Below are 25320 nucleotides of genomic sequence, written 5' to 3'. Positions count from 1 at the left end.
TTACTATGCATTTTTGCCTTAAAACCCTATTGCCTATAAGGCTTTTAGAGTTTTGGCGGACGGACTATCTAGTACTGCTTTCTCTACAGCAGGATCAACTCTATTCGCTATTATTGGCTTTCTTCGACTAATTTCATACAACGCTTCTTCGCCACCAGTTTCATACAGTTCTTTAAATCTGTAATAACTATCTCTACTATATCCCATCGCTTTACATGCTGATGATATACTACCAAGGCTCTTAGCTAATTCAAGTAAACCTAATTTTGGTTTTATTATTTTTTGATTTAAGTTCATTCTTTATCTCCATTTAATAATTAATTTATTTTACTAAATGTAAGATATAATCTCAACTATTACAAATAATGTAACACTTTAGACAATATTTTTTACTCAAAAATGGGTAATTTTAATCTCTCAGGGTTTAATTCCCCGAAGCTCTGCTTCGTGATATCATAAGAAACAACTAAAACTTTTTTAGATACCTCGTAGCTCTGCTGCGAGGAGCATCATTCGTCATGGGTAATTCTAGGCTCTGTCTCATCAATTGTGTAAATTTCGTGAACCATTAAATTCTACCATCAAATTTGATCATAAAATGAGCCATAGCTTCATTCCAATTGGGGATAGGCATAGACCATTTTTTGGTAATATAATCAATTGTCAGATATAAAACCTTAAATACTGCCAGGAGTTTCGCACTTAGCAAAATTGTGTATTAGTTAGAAGCCATTTAATGTTGTTCTGAATTGATGTTTTTATAACTTCCCAAGTTTGTTGATATAAAGTAATGTTTTCATTTATCCTCCTTTTGTTCATATCAAGCCAGGCCAATACAGCAAGGCAAATATGATTTCTTTGAGCTCGACCCGTGCGTGCCTGACAGCATTCAATACCACAAGTTTGTTTCAATTCTCGATGATAAACTTCTATAGACCAACGCGCCTTAACAATTTTCTCTATTTGCTCACGTGTAGGATTCTCTAAATTAGTTGTTATGTAATCAATGCGACCATTTTTTGCCACAAACTTAAATACCGTAACCCAACCGTATCCACGTAGGTGAATTTTTAGCCCTTCATCGGGAATCTCTAAAGTTTCCAAGCTAACATTACGATTAACTTTTCTATTTTTTCTTAGGTTGGTAACCCATATCCAACCTAAATTACGTATATGTTTTAAATTATCCAAACCACTATACCAAGCATCCATAACTATAGCATCAGGCTTGATACCTCTTTCTTTAGCTAAAGTAAGCATATCACAAAAATGCTCGTTCTTTGTTTTACCATCAGTTTCTTTATCATATATTCTATAATCTACAGGAGTAGATTGATCAATTTGAGTATTGTAATGCAGTAAGTTTACCATTCCTATACCAGGTATAACATCATGTACAGCCCCAGAATATTGATAATTTACAAGCTCGATCCTCTTACTGTATTGCTTTGACAATAAGGTGTCATCTCCCACTAATAAACAAGGATCTTCCAGATCAATATATTTTGACACTTTGCTATAGATTTCGCTAGGGCGAAAATCCTTACTCTTTAACCATCGACTTGCACTATCGTGCGATAGATCTAATGGACTTACTTCAGATAATGCTTTGCTAGTATATCTTACACTACTTGCTTGTAAGAATGATTTATATAAATCTTTGCTACATTTTGATCTTGTCATTTTTATCTAAAACTATTTTTCTCTAGATTAGCATATTATTTGCTAAGTGCGAAACTCCTGACTGCGTCATCATTTGGAAAGATGCGTTTATTCTTAGTAACTTTTCTCAATTGGCTATTCAGCGATTCTATCGCATTTGTAGTGTAAATAATCTTACGAATCTCCTTTGGATATTGCAAGAAAATTATCAAATTATCCCAATTATTATACCAAGATTTAGCTATATGCGGATATTGCTTACTCCATTTTTGATCAAATGACTCAAGAGCTAATTCTGCTTCTTTTTCAGTAGCAGAAGTATAGATTAGTTTCAAATCCGCTGCTAATTGCTTTCTATCTTTATATGATACATATTTGAGGCTATTCCTGATCTGGTGGACAATACAAATTTGATGTTCAGTTTTCGGATATACTGATGCAATAGCATCAGACATACCAGTTAGATTATCACTACAAGCAATTAAGATATCTTTTACTCCTCGATTCTTCATTTCAGTAAAATTACCAAGCCAAAATTTAGCTCCTTCATTCTCACTTATCCATAAGCCTAAAATATCCTTTCTGCCAGATAAATCTATTCCTAAAGCTACATATACTGATTTATTAATAATAAGTTTATCTTGTCTCACTTTCACTACTAAACAGTCAAAATATACTATAGGGTATACTGATTCAAGAGGTCTACTCTGCCAAATCTTGACCTCATCTATTACTTCATCTGTAATCCTGCTGATTAGGCTCTCACTGATCTCAGCTCCATATAATTCTTGCAATTGTGTTTTAATATCAGACACACTCATACCCTTCGCATATAAGGATATTATCTTTTGGTCTAAGCCATCTATTCTTGTTTGTTTCTTTGAGACTATTATAGGTTCAAATTTACCTTATCTGTCTCTTGGAACATTTATCTCTATAGTACCATTCTCACTAATCAGATTCTTACTAAAACTACCATTCCTCGCATTCTCAGTTTCAGCTCTATCATACTTGCTATAACCTAAATGTTCTGACATCTCAGCATGCAGTGCTCGCTCTAAAATACCCTTGGTTAATTCCTTAATTAATCCATTCTGACTTAGTACTGTTTTTAAATCTACTCCGCCTTCTATCAGCAAATCTATTGCTTCATTTATTTTTTTATTCTTCTCTATTTGCATTTCTGTTACCTATATTTTTAATTACTTCTAATATAGGCTCAACAAAAATTTACACAATCATTGCAAAAGACTCTAATTCTAATGTTCGTTCATCAGCGTAAAAAATTATTATATTCTGACCAATTCGTTATTTTATATTTAGAATACTTGCGTGATTTACTAAAAGGGGCTTTCTTCCGAGATCTCATATAATCTGGATTATTTTTAATTCAGGACATCTTACCAGATTATCACCACTCTTGCTCTACAAATCTTATTTATGCAACAAAGCCGAGGATTATCAGCAAAAGACAACGACGCCAATTTTTCAAATTCAGCGAGTATACTTATCCAGCACGTCAGACATGATTTTGCGGGCGATGGGAGCAGCAGCTTTACTTCCGCCGCCTCCATGATCGACAAAAACAGTAATGGAGTAGCGAGGATTATGATAAGGAGCAAAACCTATAAATAAAGCATGATTTCGTCGCTCCCAAGCTATAGAATCACGGCTAAGATCATCGTTAGCATTTGCTTTGCCTTGCACTTGAGAAGTGCCTGTTTTACCGGCAAGTTGTCTATCCTCCCCAAGTATCCTATTATAATAGGCAGTACCGCCTGCAACATTCACTGCATTATACAAGCTTTCCTGCACTATTTTAATATTTTCAGGATTAATATCAATATTATGATATTCTAGATCATTTTTCACTATTCTTGGTGTATATAATTTACCCGTACTTGCAATAGCTGTAATAAACCTTGCAAGCTGGATGGGGGTAACACCTAAATAACCTTGTCCGATTGCTAAATTAAAAGTATCACCTATTGACCAAGGAAGCTTTAGTTTTTTCTTTTTCCATTCCTTTGATGGTACGAATCCTGAACTTTCAGGGGCTAAATCAATACCGGTTTTTGAGCCTAGCCCAAATTTTCTAGCAACCTCAAGAATTTTGTCAGGTCCTACTATTCTAGAGATCTCATACATGTAAGTATTACAGGAATGCTTAAGAGCAGATGACATATCAAGAGTGCCGTGACCAGTATGTTTCCAGCATCTAAAGCTATTAGTACCAAGTACAGAAGTACCGCTGCAAAACAAAGTCTTGTTTGGCTTAATGCCCGCTTCTAATGCTGCAAGTATGGTAATTATTTTAAAAACAGATCCAGGTGGATAGGAATTCTGCACTACTTTATTGATTAAAGGCTTATAAGGATCGTTAGTTAGACTTTGCCAATAACTTTCGGATAATTTGCTAAAATTATTTGATTCAAACGTAGGTGAGGAAGTACAAATTAACACATTACCGTTTTCAGTATCCATAACTATTGCAGAAGAGCCTTGTGGATTTAGATATTCTTGTATTTTTTGCTGAAGGTTTACATCGATATTTAAATAAATATCATTACCTGATTTACTGGAAACCCCTGAAATTTCTCTTACTTGTTTACCATAAGCGTTAACCTCAACTTTTTTATAACCGAACTCCCCTCGCAATTTATCATCATAATATTTTTCGATCCCAGATTTACCTATATTAAAATCACTTAAATTATATACATTCAATCCTTGCTTTTCCTGTTCATTTATCTGCCCAAGATAACCAATTAGATGAGAAGTCACGTTTGAGAAAGGATAGGATCTTAAATATCCTATATCGATAAATATATTAGTTAATTTATGTTTCTGCTCTTCGATTAAAGATACTTGTTGCCAATCAAGTTGATCGAGTATCATCAAAGGCACGTGACGGCTAGATTTCTTAATTTTTTGCTGGATATAATTATATTTTTCTTCAGATAAGTTTAAAACTTTACTAACTATTTCTAGCTCATCTTTATAATTATTATTAACGCTTCGATCTATTAATAGCTGATAGCATGGCTTATTAGTAGCTAGAATATTATTTTCCAAATCGTAAATTCTGCCTCTGCTAGGTGGTAGAACAACAAAATTAATACGGTTTTTATCTGATAACGTCTTATATTCCTCACTTTTGATAAGCTGCAAATAAAACATCCGCATTCCAAGTAAAGATAAAAGCCCGAGTTTACTTGCTCCAATTATAAAAGCACGGCGTGAGATTAACTCATTATGTAATATTTTTTTGTTTAGCATGCTTTTTAAAATAACTTAGAGGAGAGTCAAATATAAGACGAATTAAATTATAAGAAAATATAGTTGTTAAATATTGAAATAAAATTGTTAAATATCCATCTATTTCTAACTTTTTTATTGTTACAAGTAAATATTTAAAGTTCAAGATAAATAAACAGTAAACGCAAAATACGATGAAATTTATTAAATAATTTTTTATCGCAAAAAATTTTGAAGATAATTTTAAAATTATATAGGCTGATAAAAAAACTAAGGAATTTGTCCCGATAGGCATGGAATTTATTTGATCAAGCAGTAATCCTATCAAAAATATTACGAGCATATTTAAGGCATATAAAGTCATGAAATAATAAATAAATATGATTTCTATTGCAGGAAAAATTCTGCTCTTAATACCAATTTTGTAAGCAAATTCAGGAAATAATATTATAAAAAAACATAATAACGCAAATAGCAATCTAAATACTATTTGTACAGTGTTGTTTATGATTTCTTGTTTTATTTTAAACATGTTAATAAATTTAATTTTGTAACTTCCAATTCGTTATTGCGAGATAATGTTGTTGCGTAAACCAAAAAACATCCTCGATGTCATCCTGCGTAAAGGTTACGTAAATCGTTGACAAGAATTTAAGAAAGCAAAAGGAGTTTGTCCATCTAAAGATTGATGATTACGTATTTCATTATAATAAATTAAATACTCAAATAAGTCATCCTTTATTGTTTGCCAAAACCTTGCCATTTTCTCATTAGTTTAAGGTCTATATGATCTTGTATAGCTTATTTCACTAAGGTCCTTACATGGTGGTAATGTTTAATATGTCATATAATAAGGCATCCCACAAATTTAGTGTCAGTATCTTAATCTGAAGTTTTGATAAAAATTCTAATTTTTCTGACTAAAGTAAAAATTTATATTTAAAGTTAAATATTTAGTGCTTTTATCAGCTTAAAAGCGATATTTCTACAATTTAAAGTAAATTATTTGATATATAGCTAACACGGGAAGGTTTTTACCATTGCTGCCGTTATTGCATCACGAAAATCTTTAAAGTTTTTAATAATTTTTCTCAAGTAATTTTTAAAATTAGCCCAACAGTGTTCAATAGAATTTAAATCTGGAGAATAGACCGGTAGATAATTAAAATACCTACTTGGTTATTTGTACATGTCATCAGTAATTCTCGAATAATATTTAAATATTTAAAAATAAATTTTTATTCGATTTTACTGTCCATAGTTACTTCTTTTTTATAGGTAATTTTAATGTTCGTTGAGGGTAATTCTAATATTCGTTAGTCAATCTTCTATGTGCTCACAAATTTTACACAAATAATCATCTAGTTCTTGATTGAATATTACTCTTCTATACTTTGCCGGCGTTACTAAATGATATATTAGTACTGTGACATTATGACTCTTATGTATATAACTGCTTTCTTCCATTCAAGTAGTATATCACGAAGCAGAGCTTCGGGGAATTAAACCCTGAGAGATTAATATAAAAAATATACTATCCAGCAGATGATAGACTAATGCTTATGATCGTGGTGGTGAGTATAAAAGCCTAGAGAGGAAAGGGCATTTGAAAAATCAGAATTTGGAGTTATAGCGTTTGGGGTTCCGGTGCAACATATATGACCGTTTAAGCATATTACTTGGTCAGAATTTTTAATTACTGTAAATAAATCATGTGAAATCATGAAAACAGTAATATCTAGCTTCTTACGGATTAAACTAATAAGCTGATAAAATTCTTGCTGGCTTGTGACATCTAAAGATTGCAGTGGCTCATCTAAAATAATTAGATCGGGTTTGCTAAGCAAAGAGGATGCAAGAACTATCTTTTGAAACTGCCCACCTGAAAGCGTAGAAATTTCTTGATCTTTTAAACGCTCTAAATCAATGAATGAGTGGACTTCTTTAATATCATTAGTAAGATTATTTGGTGCTAGTAAATCTAAAAATTTCTTTACTGTAATTGGCAAATCAGAACTTAGGTTAAATTTTTGCGGCACATAACCGATCTTTAATCTAGGATCAATTATAATTTCGCCACTTGTTGGTCTTTCAAGCCCAAGCATTAGCCTAACTATAGTAGTTTTACCTGCTCCGTTTGGTCCTATTAAAGTGGTAATATTATTTTTTTTAACAGTGAAACTAACGTTATTTATCGGTAACTTATTACCAAATTTTTTAGATACGTTATAAAATTCTATTATGGGCTGCATGGACTAGCTTACTTCTGTCATCCCGTGGCTTGTCCACGGGATCCAGAAAAACAACAAATTTAATTTATTACTGAATCCCGTGGACAAGCCACGGGATGACACAGTGCAAGTAATGATATAGTATCCATTACGTCGAGTAAATACCTATCAGCTCGGCTTTGTTGCATAAATAAGCTTTTGAATATACTGCCCCTAACCCCGCAATGCTAGCCTAGCCAACAGGCACAGAGATAGGTTTACCAATTTCAAACATTTTGTTTAATAAGTGGCATTTAATAGACATTTCTTTTGTCATATTTTGATCATGTCTTGATAGAAACTTACTACCAAAAGAAGTTTTAAATCGAAAGAACGTGTTCTCTACACGCTCCCTTCTACCATAATTATTCTTTACCCTCCATGCTTGATATCCTTTGTTTTGTTGATATATAACAGCTGCATCTCTCTCAGTTTTATCCCTAAGCGATTGAACTTTTACTGAAGAGTTTGGGGGTCTAATAACTGGTTTTATCTTCTTCTTTCTCAACAATTGATATGTAGATTCACCGTCATACCCTCGATCTCCCAGAAAATCCTTGGCTCTGACATTAGCTATTAGTAGTCCAATCTGTGATCTATCATCTATAGTATGCTCTGTGGTACTATCGGCAAGTATCATACCTTGATCTTCTATAACGATATGTAGCTTTTTCCATATGCGACGCTTATATTGCTTACCATGCTTATTTTCTAGCCATTCGTTCCCTGTGTAGGCTCGTATCCCTGTACTATCCATTGAAATACAACTAAATTCTTTATCTTGATTTCCATGTAAATACCTAAGATCTAATGACTTCATACGCTTACTTAATGTTGTATAGTCTGGACATCTAATAGATAAACCCGATATTTCAAAGAGCCAGTTTATAAAGCCTTGGGTTTGGCGTAACTTAAGACCGAATAAGCATCTGATCTTCAAACACTGTAATATAGCGTGATCACTATAGCGTCTAGGTCTTCCTCGTTTCATTTCCTCTCTGTAATCAGCATACCAGCCAATCGCCAAATCACTGGCAATCATAAAATCTATGCGACCCCTATTGCGTAAAAAATTATTATATTCTGACCAATTCGTTATTTTATATTTAGAATACTTGCGTGATTTACTAAAAGGGGCTTTCTTCCGAGATCTCATATAATCTGGATTATTTTTTAATTCAGGACATCTTACCAGATTATCACCACTCTTGCTCTACAAATTTTATTTATGCAACAAAGCCATAACGTTCGGCTCACAACCGGCAAGCTGCACGCATGCACTTGTTGCATCGTCTTGCATAATAGAACATTTTTGCAGTGATTGCCTAGATTCTACAATCATTGCTCTGCTTGCAATCATTTCCGACACCACAAGCCCCGCTCCAAATCTTTTCACTAATCTTCTAAATTCCAAATCCGTCACGCCCGACATCGGAGCAAGGATTACGTTTGAAGAAAGTTCAATGTTACCAATTTTTATCATAGAAAATGCTGTATAAATAATTATGTATACCTTTAATACTTCAAGATTTGGCAAGCCAAATTTCGGGATTCGTCTTTGCTCACGTAGTTTATCTACGTTCCGCAGACTCACCGCTTATTTGACCTACCAACTTTTGAAGTATTTGCGGTATATTGTACTATAATTTCTTATTTTTGTCTAATACTAGTAAATTAAGAATAGACAAAAGCCAATTAATCTATTATAAGGATTAGATTACATTCCTAGGTAAAATGAATATAGACGAAGTTTTATTTGGAAAAGAGCAAGGAATCTATAAGACGAGGAACGGAACGTACATGCAAGTAACGTGAGTACCGCAAGTACTTATAAGATGACGTAGCCAATTCTTCAAATCATTTGAATATATTTGGCCATGTAGCTCAGTGGGTAGAGCAAAGGACTGAAAATCCTTGTGTCGTTGGTTCGATTCCGACCATGGCCACCACTTCTTAACACTCCCCATTAATCTCTCATAACTCAACATTAATCTCCTTTAAACCCTTTATCTATAAGCTTTCTATCTATCCCTTATCCTAAATTAGCGTTAAAAAAGTATAAAAAAATTGGAATACATTTCTCCTTATGGAAAGGATTTTGTCAAAACTTCAGTTCAAATAAAACGAGTATATTTATGTACGGTTTTTGTAAAAGAATAATGCTATCAATGCAAGAATGCAGCTTAAAATAATATAATAAACTGCAGAAGTAACTTGACCTGTTTTTTGTACTAGATACTCAAAAACAAGTGGAGTAGTGCCACCAAATATAGTTGTAGCGGTGTTATATGAAAGCGAGAGTGCAGTGTTACGTATTTCAGTAGGATAAAATTCTGCCTGCAAAGCTGGCTCAGGACCAATATAACTAGCAGCAAGCACTGCGAGTATAAATTGTGAAATAATTACGCCGGTTAAATTACCTGTTTCAAAATTATTAAGTAAAAACGGAGTTGCTATAATAATCACTACAAGGTTAATTACAAAAATTTTCCTGCGACCTATAACATCGGATAAATAACCGCTAAGTAATGTTATAGCTATCATAATTACATAACATACGCTTGCTAGGCTGTTTACTTCATTTTCAGTAAAGTTACGACTGATTTTTAAGAATGACACTAAATAAATTGCATGCAAATAGAATATTATCGAACCTGGAGCATTAATAAAAATTGAAATCAATATATCAAACCAATGCTTAGTAATAACTTTTTTTAGCGGCGAATTCTGTATCTTTTTCTGTTCTTTTAAATTTTTAAAATTTGGCGTTTCATGCGTATGGTTCTTAATATAAAAAGCTGCAAAAAGAATAAAGAAACCAAGTAAAAAAGGTATCCTCCAGCCGAAACTATCAAGCTGTTCAGCGTTTAAGATATTCTTGACGATATAAGAAACAAAAGAGCCAAGCAATAAACCAGCACATATGCTAGACATTGAAATACTGCCAGTAAAGCCTCGATGCTTTGGATGAGTATGCTCAATAACGAATGAGATAGAACCGGTTAAAGCTCCGCCCATTGACAGCCCTTGTAAGATTCTAACAACAATCATTGATATAGTGGCAGTGATACCGATAGTATGGTAGGTCGGTAATATTCCGATTAATATAGTTGGGGCAGACATGCAGAATAAAGCACCAGTTAAGGCTGCTTTTCTACCGAATTTATCACCGATAACACCGAAAAATATGCCTCCTAGTGGTCTTGCCAAATACCCTATAGCAAAGACTAAAAAAGCCTGCAATAAAGAAGTATTAGCATCGTCATTTGGGAAAAACTTAGTTCCGATTATCGGTGCAAAGTAAGCGAATAGTACATAATCATACCATTCAAAAGTGTTGGCTATGCCGCTTGAAAATACTATTTTTTTTCGATTCATATTTTTTTGCTCATGGCTTTTTTTTCAGAATATATTATAAATAAAGTTGCTGGAATTATGATTATCGCCCCGTGCAATGTACTTTTGTCTGGAAACTCGTTAAATATGAAATATGCTGCTATTGCCGAAATCACAAGCTCTAAATATCTATAAGGAGCGGTAGCGGTAGCATCTACCATAGAAAAAGCTTTAAGTAGCAAGAATAATATTAAACTCCCACTACTGCCTAAGATAAATAACAACGCTAATTCAAAAAGAGTTGGAGTAAGCCAGTAGTTAGCTGCAGCAGGTATCGATACCACAGCAGTTACTATTGCTGAATAAAATAGCATACTAATCATTGACTCTTTTACCACAAATTTTTTGTTTATAATATCAAGCATAGAAAATGAAATAGCTGCTAAAACAAAATAGAGCATTTCGGAGTTAAAATCCTCGGCATGAGGTTTAAGCGTAATTACTAGCCCAACGAATCCTACTATTGTCACTACCCATCTTTGCCAAATGATATTTTCATTAAGAAAAAATACGGCAAGTATTAAAGTAAATAGGGGGATAGAAAAACTTATAACAGTCGCAGTAGTAACAGGTGCAATACTTAAGCCATAAGTCCACGAAGTCATACCAAAAAATAATAATAATCCCCTTAAAATATGAACAAAAGGACGACTTGTTTTTAAGGTATTTTTACCATAATAAGCAACGAAAGGTAATAAAACTATGCTACTGAAGAAAAAACGGAAAAAAGCTACTTCAAAACTGTGTAATCTAGTTCCTAAATATTTAGACATTACATCGTTAGCACTACTACTTACTAAACTAAGTAAAAACCAACCTATACCTATTGAATATGTTTTTAATGCATCATTCATTAAATATACTCCAGTAATTTCTATAATTTTATTTAAATTTCTTGACTTTTGATATGAAAGAATCTTATCTTAAAAAATATAAATAACATAACGATGAAAAGCTTATATTATAATATAATAATGAATTTTAAGCAAGTATAAGGTTGTAACTATGATAAGAATGTCTAAAAGGTTAGGAGTAATTTTATTTGTATCATGCATAAGCATTAATAGCTTTGCTAAACGCATAGAAGCTGATGTAAATGCTGTACCGGAATATAATTATGATGATATTCCATATTATGAAAATGAAGGAAGTTTACTCGTTAAAATGCGTCTAAACGGAGTTTTTGCACATGCTAAGCAAAAAAACTTACCTACTCCTACAGTTCCTCAGCCTCTTCCAGTAGGTGAGTTTGTAAAAAATGGTTATGGTGGTGATATCTCTACTACTATATTCTTCAACAATTATTTTGCTACTGAATTATCTTTAGGTTTTAATGTTTTACGTACTAAAAATTCAGTGCTTAGTAATGTATCTTATAACTATGGCGTTGGAACAACACCTGGTAAAAGTAAGCCTCTTTATATGATTCCGGCAACAATTACAGGACAATTTCATGTAGCACCTTTCGGTGGTATTAGACCTTATGTAGGGTTAGGTTATCATGGTTCATATATGATCACTCAATCTAGCGGTATTAAGATAAGAAACGGAAATGGTTTTGTAGGACAAATAGGTCTAGATTTCTATGCTAAAGATAATACAGTAATAAATTTAGACATAAAACAATATTATTTAAATCCTAAAATTGTATATAAGCCAAGTTTAGTAGGAAATCAAAATATTACCTCTAGAACTAAGCTTAATCCTTTAGTAGTTTCTATAGGTATAGGATTTAGTTTTTAGTATAATCGTCATTGCGAGCGACTATAAGGAGCGTGGCAATCCAGAAAAAATAATAAAAAATGCTAATTTATAGCATTTTTTATACTTCCTTGCTTCGTCAATTACTGCGTAATTTCCTTAGCTCAGACGGAAAAACTGATCCACGCAGCAATGCCGCCACGGGATGACAGAGGATATAATTCACGCAAACATATAAATAAAACATATTAACCTATGTCCTTACAGATTATCCAATTATTATATCTCATAGCTGCTATTTGCTTTATTCTATCGCTCAAGTTTTTATCATCACAAAAACAAGCACGTTTAGGCAGTACTATAGGTATTTTGGGGATGACAATAGCAGTCGGTGTTACTTTCTTTCTGCCTGATTTTGCCCATAAATTACCTATTATAGCTACTATATTAGTTGGGGGCATAATAGGCGGGGTAATTGCTCTTAAAATTTCTATGACGGCAATGCCACAATTAGTTGCGGGCTTTCACTCTTTTGTTGGTCTTGCTGCGGTATTTGTATCTTATGCTACTGTACTTGCACCTGAAAATTTTGCTATAGGTATTGCAGGAAGCTTGCCTACTAGTTCTTTGATAGAGATATCACTAGGTGTATCTATAGGTGCTTTAACTTTTAGCGGTTCAATTATTGCTTTTTTAAAGCTACAAGGCTTAATGAAAAGCAGCACATTAAAATTTTATGGTCAGCAATATGTATGTTTACTGACAACAATATTATTAGTCGCATTAATAGTGTTGTTTATTCGCTCAGAAAATATATTTCTATTTAACCTAATAATATTACTATCTTTGCTAATTGGGGTATTGCTTATAATACCGGTAGGCGGTGCTGATATGCCGGTGATAGTATCGATGTTAAATTCCTATTCAGGTTTTGCAGCAGCAGGTATAGGTTTTACACTCAGCAATAGCTTACTTATTATTACTGGTGCATTGGTTGGTAGTAGCGGTGCTATACTTAGCTATATAATGTGTAAGGCAATGAATCGCTCCTTAATCAAAGTTATTTTTGGTGCATTTTTACCAGCTCCTAGTGGTACTAATAAAAATATAGATGATGATAAGGTAGCAAAAGCAAGCTACCCTGAAGATGCAGCAAATTTATTGCGTAATGCATCATCTGTTATAATTGTTCCGGGTTATGGTATGGCAGTAGCTCAGTCTCAGCATATTATAAAAGAAATGGTTGATATATTAGAAGGGTTAGACATTAACGTACGTTTTGCTGTACATCCTGTAGCAGGTAGAATGCCAGGGCATATGAATGTGCTACTTGCCGAAGCTAATATTGATTATGAGAAAGTTTTAGAGCTTGAAGAGATTAATAGAGATTTCGCTACTACCGACATAGTCTTAGTTATTGGAGCAAATGACGTAACTAATCCAGCCGCTAAAAATGATCCAGATAGCCCAATTTACGGTATGCCTGTTTTAGATGTTGAAAAAGCTCGTAGCGTTTTGTTTATTAAACGTTCTATGGCTTCAGGATATGCTGGTATAGAAAATGAGTTATTTTATCACGACAATACCTTTATGTTATTTGGTGATGCTAAGAAAGTAGTTGAAGAAATTGTCAAGTTTCTAAATGAATACTAGAATGTGTTGCATAGATCGAAAAACGTCCTCGTGTCATCTAGTTTCTTGTCCACGAGATGACATAAATGAAGATTGACTTAAATAGCACCATTTGTTATAACCTTTCTTATTAAGCTAAAAAACAAATATCATGAATTCCCAAAAAATATTACCGCTACTTCCAAAAGCTACGGCTATGTGGTTAATTGAAAACACCTCATTAACTTTTAAGCAGATTGCTGATTTTTGTGGTATTCATGAACTTGAAATAAAAGGTATGGCAGATGGTGAAGTGGCACAATCTATCAAAGGACTTGACCCGATTGCAAATGGTCAGCTAACTATTGAGGAAATTGATCGTTGTAGCAAAGACCCTAAACATGTCTTACAAATTTCTCATAGCCCTGCCTATGAATTAATGAAGAATCAGAAAAAACAGCGTGCTAAATATACACCAATTGCAAGACGTCAAGATAAACCTGATGCTATATATTGGTTACTACGTAATTATCCGGATATTCAAGATAATCAAGTAGTTAAGCTTATTGGTACTACTAAAACTACCATCGATGCTATTAGAACCCGCAGCCATTGGAATATGAAATCTATTCACCCACGTGATCCTGTATTACTTGGACTTTGTAGCCAAGTAGAACTAAATAAGGCAGTAGCGATGCTAGAATCCGCATCAAGCCACAACAAAGAAACTAAAGAGTCTTAAGATAAAAAACATCATTGTGAGAAGAAACTGAAAGTTCGACTAATTAATCTCAGGAATTCTACTTTATTAGATTGCCATGTCGATTCTACGAATCTCCTCGCAATAAGGCATTGTGGCTTTGTTGCATAAATAAGATTTGTAACGCTAATTTACTGAAGTTTTGACAAAAAATTTTTATTAAAAAAAGTGGCGAGTGTATCAATCTATAATTTGTATTATATATCAAATAATTTACTTTAAATTGTAGAAATATCGCTTTTAAGCTAATAAAAGCACTAAATATTTAACTTTAAATATAAATTTTTACTTTAGTCAGAAAAATTAGAATTTTTGTCAAAACTTCAGTAATTTAGGATAAGGGATAGATAGAAAGCTTATAGATGGTAAATTCCAGTATTAATTAAGCCAGATTTATATTTTCTTCCCATACCTCATTGGGTGTTTTATAACCGAGCACTTTTCTTGGTAAATTATTTAAAAAATCCTCAATTTCTTGTAATTGCTTTATTGTTAATTTTTTTATATCTAAAGATTTAGAGTATACTCTGTGCACCATTGAGTTAATCTTCTCTATCAATGGTTTTTGCCATGGAGAATAAGGATTGCAAAAATATACTTTTCGTTCAGATTTTGGCAATAGTTGTTCATGATTGGTAAATTCTTTGCCATTATCTAACGTTATGCTTTTGATTATATGCGACAATTGTTTAAGTTTTTTATTCATGTTACCAATCACATCTTGTGTTCTTTTTGAACGGTTTAAAGTGAGAAACACTTTTTGTGTTCTGATATCCACAAGAGCGCCTATATTACGACTTTGATTACCTTTGTTAAAAGTTAAATCACCTTCTAAATGACCTATTGCTGCTATCTTTCTATTTATCTCTGGTCTTTCAGTAATGGAAACTCGATTTGGTATTGTAATTCTTTTGTTTCTGATTCTTGTACCATGATGCAACCTATTTTTCCTTTTTCTTGCTAAAGATAAATATAATTTTTGCCTTTGTGCTATAGGAGATGTATAAATAAACTGGTATATACTCTCTGTAGAAATATTGACAGTATCTCGTGATAGTTTACGTCTACCTGAAATTATATCTGGTGAAATACCCTGTGTTAACTGCTTTATTATTTCTGCTCGTAAATTATTATCAATATCTAATTTTCTTTTTCTCTTACCTTGCCTTAAACTGCAAGCAAGTGTGTTAGCCCTATCTGGTCTATAATTATGCCTCATTCTCTTGAGTTCATAACATATAGTGCTTTTATCACGGCCAATCTTTGTCCCTATATATCGCGAGCTATAACCACTCTTATTCATTTCGTATATTTTAAATCTTTCATCTATCGTTAAATGAGCCATGATATATCTATATTTAATGATGCTCCTCGCAGCAGAGCTACGAGGTATCTAAAAAAGTTTTAGTTGTTTCTTATGATATCACGAAGCAGAGCTTCGGGGAATTAAACCCTGAGAGATTAATTATAGAACTTTCCACGCATCTTTCCAAATGATGACGCAGTATTTAAGGTTTTATATCTGACAATTGATTATATTACCAAAAAATGGTCTATGCCTATCCCCAATTGGAATGAAGCTATGGCTCATTTTATGATCAAATTTGATGGTAGAATTTAATGGTTCACGAAATTTACACAATTGATGAGACAGAGCCAATGAGTAGTATGTTTTCCTAATTTTTCGATTATCAGGCAGCAATTTGCTGATAATTTTGCATATAATTCAGATATACATTCATAGGCTTTTTATAACCAATACTTGAATGAAATCTGTGATAATTATATTTATTCAGATAATGATCAATCCCCTCTTTTAACTCTTTAACATTGTTAAAATCATTAATAAAGATACAATTATATTTTAAAGTTCTAAAAAACCTTTCTATTACTATATTATCAATACTTCTACCTTTGCCATTCATTGAAATTTGGATATCATGCTCCTTGAGAATATTTATGTGGTCATAACTGGTATATTGGCTACCTTGATCACTATTAAATATCTGTGGAGCGTTATACTTACTGAGAGCTTGTTTCAAGACATCAGTTACAAGAGATGCATCCATAGAATTTGACAGTTTATAGCTCAATATGGCCTTGCTATGCCAATCTATAATAGCTGCCATATACATAAAGCCACCATTAGTTCTAATGTAAGTAATGTCACCACTCCAAACCTCATTCACATTAGGCACATACACTTGCTTTGTTGAGCCAGATTTAGTCCAATATTGATCAAGTAAGTAGCTATAGATCTTATGCTCACTATCGTTTCGAGAAGTAGATTTTTTCTTATGTGGGTAAATAGCTTCTATACCCATCATCCTCATATATTTCAGTACTCGATCTTTACCGACAATAAAACCATCTTCTAGTAACTGTTGATGAATATAGCGATAACCAAATTCAGGATTATCTGTATATATTTCATCTATTCTATTTAAAATACTTAATTTATTTATACTCATCTCCTTGGATTTATAGTAGGCTGTAGATCGACTAATCTTTAATAGTTCACACTGTCTTGATTTTGAGAGTTGATTTAGCTTGGAGTGTACAAGACTCTTTTTATTTCAGGAGTTTCGCACTTAGCAAATAATATGCTAATCTAGAGAAAAATAGTTTTAGATAAAAATGACAAGATCAAAATGTAGCAAAGATTTATATAAATCATTCTTACAAGCAAGTAGTGTAAGATATACTAGCAAAGCATTATCTGAAGTAAGTCCATTAGATCTATCGCACGATAGTGCAAGTCGATGGTTAAAGAGTAAGGATTTTCGCCCTAGCGAAATCTATAGCAAAGTGTCAAAATATATTGATCTGGAAGATCCTTGTTTATTAGTGGGAGATGACACCTTATTGTCAAAGCAATACAGTAAGAGGATCGAGCTTGTAAATTATCAATATTCTGGGGCTGTACATGATGTTATACCTGGTATAGGAATGGTAAACTTACTGCATTACAATACTCAAATTGATCAATCTACTCCTGTAGATTATAGAATATATGATAAAGAAACTGATGGTAAAACAAAGAACGAGCATTTTTGTGATATGCTTACTTTAGCTAAAGAAAGAGGTATCAAGCCTGATGCTATAGTTATGGATGCTTGGTATAGTGGTTTGGATAATTTAAAACATATACGTAATTTAGGTTGGATATGGGTTACCAACCTAAGAAAAAATAGAAAAGTTAATCGTAATGTTAGCTTGGAAACTTTAGAGATTCCCGATGAAGGGCTAAAAATTCACCTACGTGGATACGGTTGGGTTACGGTATTTAAGTTTGTGGCAAAAAATGGTCGCATTGATTACATAGTCTCTCCGCCAAAACTCTAAAAGCCTTATAGGCAATAGGGTTTTAAGGCAAAAATGCATAGTAAAATCCATAAGAAAATGAAAGGTTTTATATGAAAAGCTTATGGAAATACGAAAAAATGGCAATGAGAACATTGAGTACATTTTGAGAAATAGTGTGTTTTTTCATAGAAAAATTTAAAATTAGCCCTCAAAATTAGAGTAATTTGCTCTAAAATCGCACTATTTTTGGAAATTAGTGACACAAGTGATATTTTTTAGAGTTTTGGCGGACGGACTAGTTATGGTTGGTTTATGGGATTTAAATGACATTTAATCATTAATCAGAGATTATAGCTGTTAAAATAACAAAAGCAAATAGAGCTGATTTATCTGTTCTTGAATCTATAACTCAGAAGATAACAGGTAAGGTATTTGGTGATAAAGCGTATATTTGTAAAGAGTTATGGTTTAAACTCTATTCTAGAAATTTAAGAATGATAACTAATATTCGCAAGGATATGAAGAATTATTTACTAGCATTAGAAGATAAAGCTATGTTACGTAAACGATCATTAATTGCATCAGTATTTAATCTCTCAGGGTTTAATTCCCCGAAGCTCTGCTTCGTGATATCATAAGAAACGGAAAGTTCTATAATTAATTAAGCCAGATATAATCAATTTTTAATCTCTCAGGGTTTAATTCCCCAAAGCTCTGCTTCGTGATATCATAAGAAACAACTAAAACTTTTTTAGATACCTCGTAGCTCTGCTGCGAGGAGCATCATTTAAATATAGATATATCATGGCTCATTTAACGATAGATGAAAGATTTAAAATATACGAAATGAATAAGAGTGGTTATAGCTCGCGATATATAGGGACAAAGATTGGCCGTGATAAAAGCACTATATGTTATGAACTCAAGAGAATGAGGCATAATTATAGACCAGATAGGGCTAACACACTTGCTTGCAGTTTAAGGCAAGGTAAGAGAAAAAGAAAATTAGATATTGATAATAATTTACGAGCAGAAATAATAAAGCAGTTAACACAGGGTATTTCACCAGATATAATTTCAGGTAGACGTAAACTATCACGAGATACTGTCAATATTTCTACAGAGAGTATATACCAGTTTATTTATACATCTCCTATAGCACAAAGGCAAAAATTATATTTATCTTTAGCAAGAAAAAGGAAAAATAGGTTGCATCATGGTACAAGAATCAGAAACAAAAGAATTACAATACCAAATCGAGTTTCCATTACTGAAAGACCAGAGATAAATAGAAAGATAGCAGCAATAGGTCATTTAGAAGGTGATTTAACTTTTAACAAAGGTAATCAAAGTCGTAATATAGGCGCTCTTGTGGATATCAGAACACAAAAAGTGTTTCTCACTTTAAACCGTTCAAAAAGAACACAAGATGTGATTGGTAACATGAATAAAAAACTTAAACAATTGTCACATATAATCAAAAGCATAACGTTAGATAATGGCAAAGAATTTACCAATCATGAACAACTATTGCCAAAATCTGAACGAAAAGTATATTTTTGCAATCCTTATTCTCCATGGCAAAAACCATTGATAGAGAAGATTAACTCAATGGTGCACAGAGTATACTCTAAATCTTTAGATATAAAAAAATTAACAATAAAGCAATTACAAGAAATTGAGGATTTTTTAAATAATTTACCAAGAAAAGTGCTCGGTTATAAAACACCCAATGAGGTATGGGAAGAAAATATATAATGGACTGAAAAAATTGGACAAAAAAATGAAGGAGTGTGTTTCCGCAATAAGTTAGAATAAATAGCAATAAACTTAAGAGGAAAGATGAAGAAAAATAAAGTAAAAATTTTCAGTGCTTCAGAAAAAACGGGGATAGTATTAGAATTAATAAAAGAGGAGTCGACACTTGGTCAGTTAGCTTCAAAATATGCAATAAGTGTTAAAACAATTCAAAATTGGAAAAAACAGTTTTTAGGTAATGCGGCATTAGCTTTTGAACCAGCTAAAGTTTTGAGTGAATATCAAGAACAAATAAATCATTTACAAGAGCAAAATGATGAACTTGCTAAAGCTCTTGGTAGAATCACAGTTGAGAGGGACTGGGCCGTGGGAAAGCTCAAAAGCTTGGATTTATCAAATAAAAAGAGTCTTGTACACTCCAAGCTAAATCAACTCTCAAAATCAAGACAGTGTGAACTATTAAAGATTAGTCGATCTACAGCCTACTATAAATCCAAGGAGATGAGTATAAATAAATTAAGTATTTTAAATAGAATAGATGAAATATATACAGATAATCCTGAATTTGGTTATCGCTATATTCATCAACAGTTACTAGAAGATGGTTTTATTGTCGGTAAAGATCGAGTACTGAAATATATGAGGATGATGGGTATAGAAGCTATTTACCCACATAAGAAAAAATCTACTTCTCGAAACGATAGTGAGCATAAGATCTATAGCTACTTACTTGATCAATATTGGACTAAATCTGGCTCAACAAAGCAAGTGTATGTGCCTAATGTGAATGAGGTTTGGAGTGGTGACATTACTTACATTAGAACTAATGGTGGCTTTATGTATATGGCAGCTATTATAGATTGGCATAGCAAGGCCATATTGAGCTATAAACTGTCAAATTCTATGGATGCATCTCTTGTAACTGATGTCTTGAAACAAGCTCTCAGTAAGTATAACGCTCCACAGATATTTAATAGTGATCAAGGTAGCCAATATACCAGTTATGACCACATAAATATTCTCAAGGAGCATGATATCCAAATTTCAATGAATGGCAAAGGTAGAAGTATTGATAATATAGTAATAGAAAGGTTTTTTAGAACTTTAAAATATAATTGTATCTTTATTAATGATTTTAACAATGTTAAAGAGTTAAAAGATGGGATTGATCATTATCTGAATAAATATAATTATCACAGATTTCATTCAAGTATTGGTTATAAAAAGCCTATGAATGTATATCTGAATTATATGCAAAATTATCAGCAAATTGCTGCCTGATAATCGAAAAATTAGGAAAACATACTACTCATTTTTTTGTCTTGATTTTTCATGTATGGACCTCCTGTAGAATGCAAGAAAAAAATAACATCAATAATAAAAACAAACAAATGCAGTCATGTATCCGGCTTATAGCTGATAAATCAACCTAATTTATTCTACAGCCCTGATGGAATTCGCTGGCTTACAAACTATATACTTATCAGTCCATCGGCTTCTAAAAGAGCCACTGAAAAACGCAGTTTTTTTGTAAGCTAAGGTTTGTCTTATTTACCATCAATATTAATTATCTCAAGCATATTTCGGGTTGGAATCTCTTACATATTGTTTTGCTTTTACCTATTCATTATATAAATCACCATTTATTTTACTTATAAGTGCTATGCTACACACTCTTTAGCTACAAACTTTACTCTCTACATAATCATCTCCTGATCTTAGTACAGCAAACACCACTCTTGCCAACTTATTAGCTATGGCAACTGTCGTTTTATTATGGCTACTTCGCTCAGATAAATTAAACATCCATTTCGTAAATTGGCTAAAATCTTTTTTAGATTTCTGTTCTTCCGATGTAAATCTTATCTTGGCATTTAGTACAGCTCTAGCCCCTTGAATTAATAAAGTGCGTAAGTATACATCACCTCGCTTGCTAATTCCCAGCAGCTTATCCTTCCCACCACTTGAATGTTGTCTTGGCACTAATCCTAGCCATGCCGATAATTGCCTGCCATTCTCAAAACTTGTAGCATTACCTATTGATGCTATTAAAGCAGTAGCAGTAATTAAACCAAGACCAGGTATAGCTCTTAATCGTTGATATTGAGTTAGGTTACTTGCTATCATTGTTAATCGTTTTTCTATCTCTTTTATTTTTCTGTTATTATCTAAGAATTCTTCTTTTAGTTCACTAAATGTTTGATAACTTAACTGGCTTAATTTCCCTGCATCTAAAATCTCAATTAATTTTGTGATAACCTTATTAATGCCTTGAGGAACAATAAAACCAAACTCATGTAGTAGCCCCCTAATTTCATTAGCAAGTGCTGTACGATTTTTTACCAATCTCTCTCTTACCCTATGTATTGATAAAATTTCTTGTTGCTCTATAGTTTTAATTGCAACAAATCTCATATTAGGTCTTGTCACGGCTTCACATATCGCTTCAGCATCTGCTTGATCATTTTTATTAGTTTTAACATATGGTTTGACAAATTGCGGTGCCATTAGTTTTACTTCATGCCCTAATTTAGTTATTTCTCTTGCCCAATAACTAGAACCACCACAAGCTTCCATCCCTACTAAACATTGTGGTAAATTAGCCATAAATGTCAAAACCTGATCTCTCATCAATTTTTTCTTTAATACTGTCTTGCCATTTTTATCTACACCATGAATTTGAAAAATTCTTTTTGCAATATCTATACCAATTGTAGTAACCTCCATATGGACCTCCTTAATTGTTGTTTTAATATGTTAAATATTAACCCTAGAAGATTAGCAACTGCTTTTCATTCTCTATATCAGGAGGTCCATACCATTAGTCCACTATCTAATACGTAAATACTTACGTGCCGTTTTTACACTCATACCTGCTTTTGCAGCAGAAATTATCTGATTATATTTTTTGATCTTTTGCATTAAAATACCTACTTGGTTATTTGTACATGTCATCAGTAATTCTCGAATAATATTTAAATATTTAAAAATAAATTTTTATTCGATTTTACTGTCCATAGTTACTTCTTTTTTATAGGTAATTTTAATGCCCCCCTACGGGGATAAAAAATCCCTCGCCTTCAGGCGAAGGGAAGATATAATGAAGTTGCTTTAGCAACGAATTTATAAAAAGATATGAGAAGTTATAGAAAAAATAGTCATAGCCAGTATGATTTAAAAGTACGTATTATATGGATACCAAAGTATAGAAAAAGAGCATTGGTAGGAAAAGTAGCTGAGAGAGTCAGGGATTTATTAAGACAAATTTGCATGGAACATGAAGCATATATAATTTCAGGTAAAGTATCTTGTGATCATGTTCATATATTTATTTCATACCGTCCTCAAGTGGCTTTAAGTAAGCTTGTACAATATCTAAAAGGGAGTAGCTCAAGAATATTATTGCAAGAATTTGCTCATTTAAGGAAACAATTTTGGGGTAATCATTTTTGGGCTAGAGGATATATGGCAGTGAGTTCAGGTAATATTACTTGTAATAGTTGAGATACCGTCTTGAGTGTCAACAACTTTTTCATTATTTTACCTCAATTTTATTTTACAGGGTTTTTATATTTGCACTAAAAGATGTTTTGTTATTAAGAACACCATAAATTATGTGAAGCAACTTACGCATAGCAGCAATCACTATAACCATTTTAGATTTTCCAACATTGCTCAAACGTTGACTAAAATCCTTAATAATCGGATTATGTTTTATAGCAACTATGGCAGGCATATAAAAAGCTTTACGTAAATTAGCATCTCCTGTTTTTGATATTTTTCCTATTCCATGGACAGAAGTGCCTGATTGTTTTGGCTTTGGGTTAAGACCAACAAACGCAGCTAGTTGTTTTGCAGAATTAAAATTTTCTACAACAAGAAAAGCAAGTATCACTCCTATTGTTTTTTCTCCTATACCAGGGATTGAATCAAGAAGTTTACTTTTATCATGTAAGTCTTTGTGTCCTTTAATATGATTAGAGATAAGTTCTTCTACTTCCTTAATTTGCTTATCCAGAAATTCAATATGAATCATAATGTTAATGGCAACTGCTTTACTTGCTCCGCTCAATCTATTATTTTCTTGATTTTTATTAGCAATCAAACTATCCAAGCGTCTTACCCATTGTTGTAATTCTTTAATATGTATAGGGGTTGGTTGCCAAAGATCAGGTTGCATAGCCTTGCAAAAAGAAGCTATCAATTCACAATCAGATTTGTCAGTTTTAACTCTTGAAAGCTTGCTCATTGCAAAGCCCTTGATGCGAGCTGGATTTACGACACTAACTTTAAATGTATTATCATAAAGATATTGAGCTAACCTAACTTCGTAACCACCTGTTGATTCCATACAAGCGTGAGCAGTATCTATTCCCTTTTTTTCTAACCATTGTTTTAGTGCAGCAAAGCCTTTTGCAGTATTATTAAACTTTTTGGTTTTGATTTTATTATCATTTAATAAAGCTACGTCAAATGTTGCTTTAGAAATATCTATACCCAAAATAATGCTACTCATATTTGACCTTCTATGTTAATAATAAGTAGAATACCCAAAGATCAACCTTGTAAATACAGGTTCATTGATTAATTTCAAGACCTAAGAATACCGTCCGATCTTTAATGAGTATGTGAAGACTAATTGTTTGATCTCAACTACAGGGTTACATAGCCCTAAGATTTAATACGGCATATTAGTCTTCTTACTTAAGTGCCCTTAAGTATCTTATAGTTGTTTACTAAAGACAATACTAAGATACAAGATTTAATATTGCAAGTAATTTTTAAATGATGCTCCTCGCAGTAGAGCTACGAGGTATCTATCCAAAAAGCTTTAACTGCAAAACTTACGCTATGAGTAAAAAAGTGATAAATTATTGTAAACATAATCAAACACGTCAAAGAGGATAAGATTGCAAGCAATACCAATTCATAGGACAGATTATTGTCAATTTTTAACAGTTAGCCAAAAGAATTATAGTTTAACCTACTACGCTGAACATGCGAAGAAATGTAGCCATGATGTTATTAATAGATTTTTAGGAGATGAAAAATATACCCCTTCTTTATTATGGGAACACATTAAGAATGATGTTGTTTTTGCATCTAATGGATATACAATATTTGATGATACGGTGTTAAATAAAAGGAATACGAAGAAAATAGAGGTGGCAAGAACTCAGTACAGTGGAGCTACAGGTGGAGTTACTACCGGTATAGGAGTAGTGAGTCTAGTATATTATAACCCTGATATTGATAAGTTTTGGGTAATAACGCCAATTTAGGATAAGAGAAGTTGTTCTGGAGCTAAAGCATCAAGTTTTATACGAGATTTAGTGATAGCATAAGAAGTAACACAAGCTAGAATATGCACCAAGAAATTAACAGGAGATCTATGGCTTGTATGCTCTAGGTTCATTCTATTTTTTAGTATATTAAATACTGATTCAAATGATGCTCCTCGCAGCAGAGCTACGAGGTATCTAAAAAAGTTTTAGTTGTTTCTTATGATATCACGAAGCAGAGCTTCGGGGAATTAAACCCTGAGAGATTAAAAATTGATTATATCTGGCTTAATTAATTATAGAACTTTCCTAGCAA

Annotated in this window: 18 protein-coding genes, 1 tRNA gene and 11 pseudogenes; 11 read left to right on the top strand and 19 right to left on the bottom strand. The window is 32.6% G+C overall.

What is annotated here, in order from left to right; translation table 11 throughout:
- Nucleotides 1-69 precede the first annotated feature (69 nt).
- From AAHI98_RS00140 to AAHI98_RS00090, 12 genes and pseudogenes are all read right to left on the bottom strand, one after another.
- Nucleotides 70-297: pseudogene (locus tag AAHI98_RS00140) on the bottom strand (helix-turn-helix domain-containing protein); the annotation flags it as partial.
- 271 nt (nt 298-568) lie between these two features.
- Complete coding sequence (locus tag AAHI98_RS00135) at nt 569-709, bottom strand: hypothetical protein (protein WP_342224657.1); 141 nt, start codon at nt 707-709, stop codon at nt 569-571.
- Nucleotides 703-1683 carry an IS701 family transposase gene (locus AAHI98_RS00130; protein ID WP_342224656.1) on the bottom strand — a complete coding sequence of 327 codons (981 nt, stop codon included), beginning with the start codon at nt 1681-1683 and terminating at the stop codon, nt 703-705. The genes AAHI98_RS00135 and AAHI98_RS00130 overlap by 7 nt, the downstream gene beginning before the upstream one ends.
- Nucleotides 1684-1742: 59 nt before the next feature.
- Nucleotides 1743-2843: pseudogene (locus tag AAHI98_RS00125) on the bottom strand (IS256 family transposase); the annotation flags it as partial.
- A gap of 313 nt (nt 2844-3156) precedes the next feature.
- Entirely contained in the window at nt 3157-4941 is a 1785-nt protein-coding gene (gene mrdA / locus AAHI98_RS00120; RefSeq protein ID WP_342224655.1) for a penicillin-binding protein 2, read from the bottom strand.
- Nucleotides 4916-5452: a hypothetical protein gene (locus AAHI98_RS00115; protein WP_342224654.1), complete on the bottom strand. Its 537-nt coding sequence runs from the start codon at nt 5450-5452 to the stop codon at nt 4916-4918. The genes mrdA and AAHI98_RS00115 overlap by 26 nt, the downstream gene beginning before the upstream one ends.
- A gap of 96 nt (nt 5453-5548) precedes the next feature.
- Nucleotides 5549-5683 (bottom strand): IS3 family transposase, encoded by a 135-nt coding sequence (locus tag AAHI98_RS18025; RefSeq protein WP_410526178.1) that lies wholly within the window; start codon nt 5681-5683, stop codon nt 5549-5551.
- A gap of 254 nt (nt 5684-5937) precedes the next feature.
- Nucleotides 5938-6075 (bottom strand): annotated as a pseudogene (locus AAHI98_RS00110) (IS630 family transposase); the annotation flags it as partial.
- Nucleotides 6076-6243: 168 nt separating this feature from the next.
- Nucleotides 6244-6387: pseudogene (locus AAHI98_RS00105) on the bottom strand (IS200/IS605 family transposase); the annotation flags it as partial.
- An 86-nt stretch (nt 6388-6473) separates the two neighbouring features.
- The gene (locus AAHI98_RS00100; protein WP_342224653.1) at nt 6474-7172 is read right to left on the bottom strand and encodes a metal ABC transporter ATP-binding protein; all 699 of its coding nucleotides are present in this window, start codon (nt 7170-7172) and stop codon (nt 6474-6476) included.
- A gap of 211 nt (nt 7173-7383) precedes the next feature.
- A complete protein-coding gene (locus tag AAHI98_RS00095) occupies nt 7384-8346 on the bottom strand; it encodes an IS5 family transposase (protein ID WP_342224652.1) in 963 nt (320 codons plus the stop codon).
- An 81-nt stretch (nt 8347-8427) separates the two neighbouring features.
- Nucleotides 8428-8673: pseudogene (locus AAHI98_RS00090) on the bottom strand (tRNA-dihydrouridine synthase); the annotation flags it as partial.
- A 390-nt stretch (nt 8674-9063) separates the two neighbouring features.
- On the opposite strand from AAHI98_RS00090, the gene AAHI98_RS00085 reads away from it, so the two are divergent.
- Nucleotides 9064-9139: transfer RNA gene (locus AAHI98_RS00085), tRNA-Phe, on the top strand.
- Nucleotides 9140-9323: 184 nt separating this feature from the next.
- Here AAHI98_RS00085 and AAHI98_RS00080 read toward each other — a convergent pair.
- Nucleotides 9324-10568: an MFS transporter gene (locus AAHI98_RS00080; protein WP_342224651.1), complete on the bottom strand. Its 1245-nt coding sequence runs from the start codon at nt 10566-10568 to the stop codon at nt 9324-9326.
- Nucleotides 10565-11440, bottom strand: coding sequence for a DMT family transporter (locus tag AAHI98_RS00075; protein WP_342224650.1), 876 nt, complete (start codon nt 11438-11440; stop codon nt 10565-10567). Before AAHI98_RS00075 ends, AAHI98_RS00080 begins: the two co-directional genes overlap by 4 nt.
- Before the next feature lie 151 nt (nt 11441-11591).
- Here AAHI98_RS00075 and AAHI98_RS00070 point away from each other — a divergent pair, with 151 nt between their 5' ends.
- From AAHI98_RS00070 to AAHI98_RS00060, 3 genes are all read left to right on the top strand, one after another.
- Nucleotides 11592-12329, top strand: a complete 738-nt coding sequence (locus AAHI98_RS00070) for an OmpW family outer membrane protein (protein ID WP_342224649.1) — start codon at nt 11592-11594, stop codon at nt 12327-12329.
- A 213-nt stretch (nt 12330-12542) separates the two neighbouring features.
- A complete protein-coding gene (locus AAHI98_RS00065) occupies nt 12543-13940 on the top strand; it encodes an NAD(P)(+) transhydrogenase (Re/Si-specific) subunit beta (protein WP_342224648.1) in 1398 nt (465 codons plus the stop codon).
- A gap of 130 nt (nt 13941-14070) precedes the next feature.
- Complete coding sequence (locus tag AAHI98_RS00060; protein WP_342224647.1) at nt 14071-14640, top strand: cell cycle transcriptional regulator TrcR; 570 nt, start codon at nt 14071-14073, stop codon at nt 14638-14640.
- A gap of 400 nt (nt 14641-15040) precedes the next feature.
- Here the strand turns inward: AAHI98_RS00060 and AAHI98_RS00055 are convergent, their stop codons facing one another.
- Complete coding sequence (locus AAHI98_RS00055) at nt 15041-16003, bottom strand: IS30 family transposase (RefSeq protein ID WP_342224646.1); 963 nt, start codon at nt 16001-16003, stop codon at nt 15041-15043.
- Nucleotides 16004-16138: 135 nt separating this feature from the next.
- Here AAHI98_RS00055 and AAHI98_RS18355 point away from each other — a divergent pair.
- A pseudogene (locus AAHI98_RS18355) lies at nt 16139-16279 on the top strand (IS256 family transposase); the annotation flags it as partial.
- Nucleotides 16280-16349: 70 nt separating this feature from the next.
- Here the strand turns inward: AAHI98_RS18355 and AAHI98_RS00050 are convergent.
- Nucleotides 16350-17210: pseudogene (locus AAHI98_RS00050) on the bottom strand (IS3 family transposase); the annotation flags it as partial.
- A gap of 85 nt (nt 17211-17295) precedes the next feature.
- Between AAHI98_RS00050 and AAHI98_RS00045 the strand changes: the two are divergent.
- From AAHI98_RS00045 to AAHI98_RS00030, 4 genes and pseudogenes are all read left to right on the top strand, one after another.
- Nucleotides 17296-17988 (top strand): annotated as a pseudogene (locus tag AAHI98_RS00045) (IS701 family transposase); the annotation flags it as partial.
- A 264-nt stretch (nt 17989-18252) separates the two neighbouring features.
- A pseudogene (locus tag AAHI98_RS00040) lies at nt 18253-18560 on the top strand (transposase); the annotation flags it as partial.
- A 208-nt stretch (nt 18561-18768) separates the two neighbouring features.
- Nucleotides 18769-19722, top strand: coding sequence for an IS30 family transposase (locus AAHI98_RS00035; protein WP_342224644.1), 954 nt, complete (start codon nt 18769-18771; stop codon nt 19720-19722).
- Between the two features lie 84 nt (nt 19723-19806).
- On the top strand, nt 19807-21003 hold the full coding sequence (locus AAHI98_RS00030) for an IS3 family transposase (protein ID WP_342224643.1): 1197 nt from the start codon (nt 19807-19809) through the stop codon (nt 21001-21003).
- Between the two features lie 396 nt (nt 21004-21399).
- Here the strand turns inward: AAHI98_RS00030 and AAHI98_RS00025 are convergent, their stop codons facing one another.
- Together AAHI98_RS00025 and AAHI98_RS00020 are read right to left on the bottom strand one after the other, a co-directional pair.
- Nucleotides 21400-22449 carry an IS110 family RNA-guided transposase gene (locus AAHI98_RS00025; protein ID WP_342224642.1) on the bottom strand — a complete coding sequence of 350 codons (1050 nt, stop codon included), beginning with the start codon at nt 22447-22449 and terminating at the stop codon, nt 21400-21402.
- 102 nt (nt 22450-22551) lie between these two features.
- A complete protein-coding gene (locus AAHI98_RS00020) occupies nt 22552-22677 on the bottom strand; it encodes a hypothetical protein (RefSeq protein WP_342224641.1) in 126 nt (41 codons plus the stop codon).
- Between the two features lie 180 nt (nt 22678-22857).
- Here AAHI98_RS00020 and tnpA point away from each other — a divergent pair.
- Nucleotides 22858-23214, top strand: a pseudogene (gene tnpA / locus AAHI98_RS00015) (IS200/IS605 family transposase); the annotation flags it as partial.
- 64 nt (nt 23215-23278) lie between these two features.
- On the opposite strand, the gene AAHI98_RS00010 reads toward tnpA, so the two are convergent.
- Nucleotides 23279-24238 carry a transposase gene (locus tag AAHI98_RS00010; RefSeq protein WP_342224639.1) on the bottom strand — a complete coding sequence of 320 codons (960 nt, stop codon included), beginning with the start codon at nt 24236-24238 and terminating at the stop codon, nt 23279-23281.
- A 394-nt stretch (nt 24239-24632) separates the two neighbouring features.
- Between AAHI98_RS00010 and AAHI98_RS00005 the strand changes: the two are divergent.
- Nucleotides 24633-24992: pseudogene (locus tag AAHI98_RS00005) on the top strand (IS701 family transposase); the annotation flags it as partial.
- Nucleotides 24993-25320 lie beyond the last annotated feature (328 nt).

Source organism: Rickettsia endosymbiont of Urophora cardui, assembly GCF_964030725.1.
Lineage (GTDB): Bacteria > Pseudomonadota > Alphaproteobacteria > Rickettsiales > Rickettsiaceae > Rickettsia.
The sequence above is the reverse complement of the archived record's forward strand: the minus strand, read 5'-3'. Positions and strand labels throughout refer to the sequence as shown.